Raw genomic sequence first — 2,584 nt, 5'->3', positions numbered from 1 at the left:
CCCAAACCAATGCATTAGGTATTGCACACCCGGTTTTTCAACAGGGTGAATCTGTAGGGCAGCCTTTAGGCTTCAATCCTAACTGTAGGGTAGGCTTCAGCCTACCGGCAGCCTCAAGGCTGCCCTACAGAACAGATCCAGGCGTAAAGTACGCAGACACAAAAAAGGCGCCGAATATTGGCGCCTTTTATAATTATTTTTTTCTTTTATAACCAACCAGTTACCACTTTAACTTCAAGGAATTCCTCTAGCCCCCAGGTACCACCTTCGCGACCGTTACCTGACTGTTTATAACCACCGAACGGCGCCCCCGCTCCCAACATCTCACCATTAATCTGGACCATGCCAGAACGCAACTGACGCGCGATACGGTTTGCCTTTTCACCGTCCTGCGTCTGGATGTAATTGGTCAATCCGTAGAGGGTATCGTTCGCAATCTGAACCGCTTCCTCTTCGCTATCAAACGGAATGATCGACAGTACCGGACCAAAGATCTCTTCACGCGCAATCGCCATCTCATTATTCACATCAGCGAACACGGTTGGCCGCACAAAGTAGCCCTTTTCCAATCCTTCAGGTTTGCCGGGGCCGCCCGCGACCAGACGCGCACCTTCAGCGATACCTTTATCAATCATCCCCTGAATCTTCTCATACTGCAGACCAGACACCACTGGACCAATATGACGTCCTTCGATAGATGCGAGATCAACACTGGTCTTCGCTGCCACATCCGCCGCTGTCGCTACCGCCTGATCATAAACCGAGCGTTCAACCAGCATCCGCGTTGGCGCATTACAGGACTGTCCAGTGTTGTTAAAGCAATGACGCACACCACGCACAACGGCTTTTTCATCGGCATCAGCAAAGACGATATTCGCACCTTTACCGCCCAGCTCCAGGCTCACACGCTTTACCGTGTCCGCTGCATTTTTGGAGATCGCCACACCCGCACGGGTGGAACCCGTAAACGAGATCATATCGACATCAGGGTGACCGGATAGCTCAGAGCCCACCCCAACACCATCACCGTTAACCAGGTTAAATACACCTGCCGGGAAACCTGCCTCATCAATCATCTCAGCAAACAGTAAAGATGACAGTGGAGATACTTCAGACGGCTTGAGCACCATCGTGCAACCCGCAGCCATCGCAGCAATTACCTTCAATGCCACCTGATTCATCGGCCAGTTCCACGGCGTAATCAAGCCGCAAACACCCACCGGCTCATACAGAATATGGTTATTAGGTGCGTGATCGCCCAGTGGTTGCTCAAACTCGAAGTTCTTTAATGCACGCATCAGGTTCTTGATATGGCCTGCACCCGCCCCCCATTGAGCGGTTTTAGCCAGCGCCATCGGCGCGCCCATCTCGGTTGAAATAGCTTCAGCCATCTCAGCCGAACGCGCTTTATATATGGCATAGAGTTTTTCCAGTAATGCCATACGCTCTTCTTTACTGGTCTGACTCCAGCTGTCAAAAGCGTTACGCGCCGCAGCTACAGCAGCATCTGTATCTTCTTTGGCACCCAAAGAGATCACTGCACAGGGTTCTTCCGTCGACGGATTAATCACTTCGAAGTCGTTTGTGTGAACAGGTGAAACCCACTGCCCATTGATATAAAACTCGCGCTTTTCCAGCATCCTTATCGCCCTTTGCTCTAGTGACTATTGTTATTAGGTACATACAAATACAGTAAGTAATAGTACCTACTTCCTTTAGTCTAAGTCATGGTTTTCACTTATAAAGGACGATTTCGACCAATTGGCAGCAAAACAGGATGGATTTTGTGACACGCCCAGTCATTCAGGGCGATTGATAAGATGGTGGGATAACGTTTCCGACGTAACAGGCCGTATCTGCACTGCATATACGCACGCCCTGCAAAGCCGGGTATCATTTTCACATGAGCGCCCAAACGCTAAATATTGGGTTTTTCCAGCTCAAGGGTACCCGCTGATTTAGCCACTTTTGCACGTTTCAACGCATCAATAGAGAAGACGATAAACCCGGCCCAAACCAGGCCAAATGTGGTGAGACGCTCGGCATCAATCGCTTCACCAAATACGAATACCGCCAGCAGGAAATACAAGGTGGGTTCGATATATTGAAGGATGGCCACGGATGACAGGTTTTTCATACGCACCACGCCAAAAGCAAACAAGCCTAGCGGCAAGATCGTCATGGGTGCAGTCAGCGCCAACAGCAAACGCACATCGCCTTCTCCGGCCTCCCAGTGGGTTTCGCCTGCCGTACCGATCAGGTAAAACAGGGCAAACGGAATCATCAGGATCACTTCGGCACTCAGCCCGTTCAGCGTATCGATCTTCACCTGCTTTTTGATCACGCCATAACAGCCAAATGCCAGCGCGATACCGACAGTAATCCATGGAAACGTATCGAGGTTAAGGCATGCGTAGATAAAACCAGAAGCACAAAGAATCAGCGCCAACTTTTGCAAGGGTGTTAACCGCTCGCGGAGATAAAACACACCAATCAAAATACTGATCAGCGGAGTAAGAAAGAACGCAAGACTAACCATTAAGACCTGCCCATGGGTCGCACCCCATGTATTCAGGTACCAACT

The 2,584-nt window shown here is 50.2% G+C and carries 3 protein-coding genes; 1 reads left to right on the top strand and 2 read right to left on the bottom strand.

Annotated features, from left to right (window positions below; all coding sequences use genetic code 11):
* Window positions 1–212: hypothetical protein (locus tag ABYW01_RS19020; protein WP_372835891.1), on the top strand; the 212-nt coding region annotated here is incomplete at its 5' end.
* Here ABYW01_RS19020 and ABYW01_RS19015 read toward each other — a convergent pair.
* Both ABYW01_RS19015 and ABYW01_RS19010 read right to left on the bottom strand, forming a co-directional pair.
* Complete coding sequence (locus ABYW01_RS19015; protein ID WP_372835890.1) at window positions 207–1,640, bottom strand: aldehyde dehydrogenase family protein; 1,434 nt, start codon at window positions 1,638–1,640, stop codon at window positions 207–209. The two genes, ABYW01_RS19020 and ABYW01_RS19015, sit on opposite strands and share 6 nt — an antisense overlap.
* A 278-nt stretch (window positions 1,641–1,918) precedes the next feature.
* Window positions 1,919–2,584 (bottom strand): EamA family transporter (locus ABYW01_RS19010; RefSeq protein WP_372835888.1); only part of this gene is annotated, 666 nt, incomplete at its 5' end.

Source organism: Pontibacterium sp. (assembly GCF_041587635.1).
Lineage (GTDB): Bacteria > Pseudomonadota > Gammaproteobacteria > Pseudomonadales > Balneatricaceae > Pontibacterium.
This window is presented reverse-complemented; position numbering and strand designations above follow the sequence as displayed.

What these genes read in the sequence shown, in the direction of transcription:
- ABYW01_RS19015 (WP_372835890.1), bottom strand. Translation starts at nt 1,640, where the DNA reads ATGCTGGAAAAGCGCGAGTTTTATATCAATGGGCAGTGGGTTTCACCT.